The 2,035-nt window shown below is 28.0% G+C and carries 4 protein-coding genes; all 4 read left to right on the plus strand.

The genetic code is table 11. The features are described from left to right. Positions 1-288 precede the first annotated feature (288 nt). From ACTG3V_RS15050 to ACTG3V_RS15065, 4 genes are read left to right on the plus strand one after another with little or no spacing between them, the layout of a single operon-like run. Positions 289-438: a hypothetical protein gene (locus ACTG3V_RS15050; protein WP_439132995.1), complete on the plus strand. Its 150-nt coding sequence runs from the start codon at positions 289-291 to the stop codon at positions 436-438. After that, positions 431-1,267, plus strand: coding sequence for a hypothetical protein (locus tag ACTG3V_RS15055; protein ID WP_439132996.1), 837 nt, complete (start codon positions 431-433; stop codon positions 1,265-1,267). Before ACTG3V_RS15050 ends, ACTG3V_RS15055 begins: the two co-directional genes overlap by 8 nt. Next, positions 1,268-1,756 (plus strand): RNA polymerase sigma factor, encoded by a 489-nt coding sequence (locus tag ACTG3V_RS15060; protein ID WP_439132997.1) that lies wholly within the window; start codon positions 1,268-1,270, stop codon positions 1,754-1,756. Further along, the gene (locus ACTG3V_RS15065) at positions 1,744-1,965 is read left to right on the plus strand and encodes a hypothetical protein (protein ID WP_439132998.1); all 222 of its coding nucleotides are present in this window, start codon (positions 1,744-1,746) and stop codon (positions 1,963-1,965) included. Before ACTG3V_RS15060 ends, ACTG3V_RS15065 begins: the two co-directional genes overlap by 13 nt. The last annotated feature ends 70 nt before the right edge of the window (positions 1,966-2,035 follow it).

Raw genomic sequence — 2,035 nt, forward strand, 5'->3', positions numbered from 1 at the left:
AAATCCAGCACCCTTACAGTAAGCCTTGAAACTACTAACTCTTTCTTTTTCTTTAATCATTTTTGTAATGTAGTCTTTGTGTATTTTTGCTAGTTTTTTCATTTTATTATTTTTAGTGGTTATTTTTCTAATCGAGTGCAATATATATCAAATATATATACTACACAACATTTTTTTAACTTTTTTTTATTTATTTGTGTAATTCGCTAATTTTTACTACTTTTATCAAAAATATGGTTGTACACCCGAATTTGTAATAATAAGGGTTGTAAGCCGAATAATAACAAAATGAAAATAACAATAGACCACTACAACGTCAAAAGAACTATTGAAACAGAACACGACGATTTAACATTTAATGAATTTATGGATTTATTTTTAGCTTTAACTAAAAGCATTTATAATGAAGAACTTATAAATGATTATTTTAATGAGTAATAAAAAGCAAGAATATCGCCCACGGTTAAACAAGTTTGAAAATGAGTTAATAATTAACCACCGTAAACCAAAGATGCAAAAATGGTTAGTACTGCCTGACATACACGCTCCATTTCATAACAAAATATTATTTTCTAAGATTGTTAAATACATAAGAGAAAATAAACAAAATATTTACGGAATCTGTTTAAGTGGGGATTTCTTAGACTTGTTTACACTTGGCTCTTATAATGAGAATAGTTTAAAGAATCTAACAGGAATTACTTTAGAAAGTGAATATGCTATTGGTAACGAGGTGCTAGATGATATTGATAATGCACTTGGTAAATATAAACTTTCTTGTAAAAAGTATTTCTTATATGGTAACCACGAAGACCGTTATTTTAGAGAAATAGCTAAAGGGGATAAGGCTAAGTATGGTAACGCTTTAATGAGTCCAACAGATGCGCTTAAATTACATAATAGAGGTTATGAAGTTAAAGAGAATTGGAAAGATGACTATTTTACTTTAGGCGAACACTTAGATATCATTCACGGCGTTTACTGTAATATACACACCGCTAAAAAACATTTAGATGTAACTGGTCGCTCTATTATGTTTGGGCATACGCATAGGGTTCAATCATTTAGACAGGGTAAACGAGCATCTTATAATATAGGCTGGCTTGGCAATGTAAATCATAAAGTATTTAATTATATGCCAAGATTTCAAAAAGATATTTGGGCGAATGGATTTGCTGAAGTGTACATTGATAACAAAGGGCTTTACTATGTTAATCAAATATCTGTTTATAATGATTCGTTTTTTATTAATGGTAAAATGTATTAAATGGCTAACATACTACAATCATTATCAAAAAAAGATGCTTATTGGAGGGAAGTGGCTCTAAAGATAACAGGTAATAAACACTTGGCAGATGAACTTGTACAAAATATGTATCTAAAAATCTATTCTGCCAATCCTGAAAAATGGAATTACTCTTATGTTATACTAACAATCTACAATCTATTTAAAGACGTTAAGAAATCCAATAAATATAATGTAGAAATAGAGGATGATAAGACAAAAGATGTTACAATATCAGATAATTATAGTTATACTAATAGAGAGATTGAAATATTAAATAGAATTGAAAATTTAACAGATTATGAAAAAGAATTAATCTATTTAAATTACGATTTGTCAACTGGTAAAATAGCTAAAGAGTACAATCAATGTCGTATTAAAACGTACAGGCACTTAATTAAAATAAGAAAAAAGATATTAGGGGAGGATTTAGATGGCTATAATAATAAACGTTTAAAATGGAGGAAATAGAAATTACATTTACGCCTGAAATAGTTGAAGATATTACAAAAGATTTAGTAGGTAAAACAACTATTGACTTTATTATTAATTATGAGGATGGTATCTTAAACACAGAACAGTTAACAGAAATAAAAAATAATTTTATACAAGATGATTTTTATTATTATGCTGAGGCTGTAAATAGAGCTATTAAAGCTATTAAAATTATATTTGAATAAACAAGATTATTTCAAGTTATGGCACACGGAGGTAAAAGAAAAGGAGCTGGTAGAAAGCCAAAAGCTGATG

This window comes from Polaribacter sp. (assembly GCF_965660385.1).
Lineage (GTDB): Bacteria > Bacteroidota > Bacteroidia > Flavobacteriales > Flavobacteriaceae > Polaribacter.

Bases quoted from the DNA above. Each gene is read 5' to 3' on its own strand.
- ACTG3V_RS15050 (WP_439132995.1), top strand. From the start codon at position 289: ATGAAAATAACAATAGACCACTACAACGTCAAAAGAACTATTGAAACA.
- ACTG3V_RS15055 (WP_439132996.1), top strand. From the start codon at position 431: ATGAGTAATAAAAAGCAAGAATATCGCCCACGGTTAAACAAGTTTGAA.
- ACTG3V_RS15060 (WP_439132997.1), top strand. From the start codon at position 1,268: ATGGCTAACATACTACAATCATTATCAAAAAAAGATGCTTATTGGAGG.
- ACTG3V_RS15065 (WP_439132998.1), top strand. From the start codon at position 1,744: ATGGAGGAAATAGAAATTACATTTACGCCTGAAATAGTTGAAGATATT.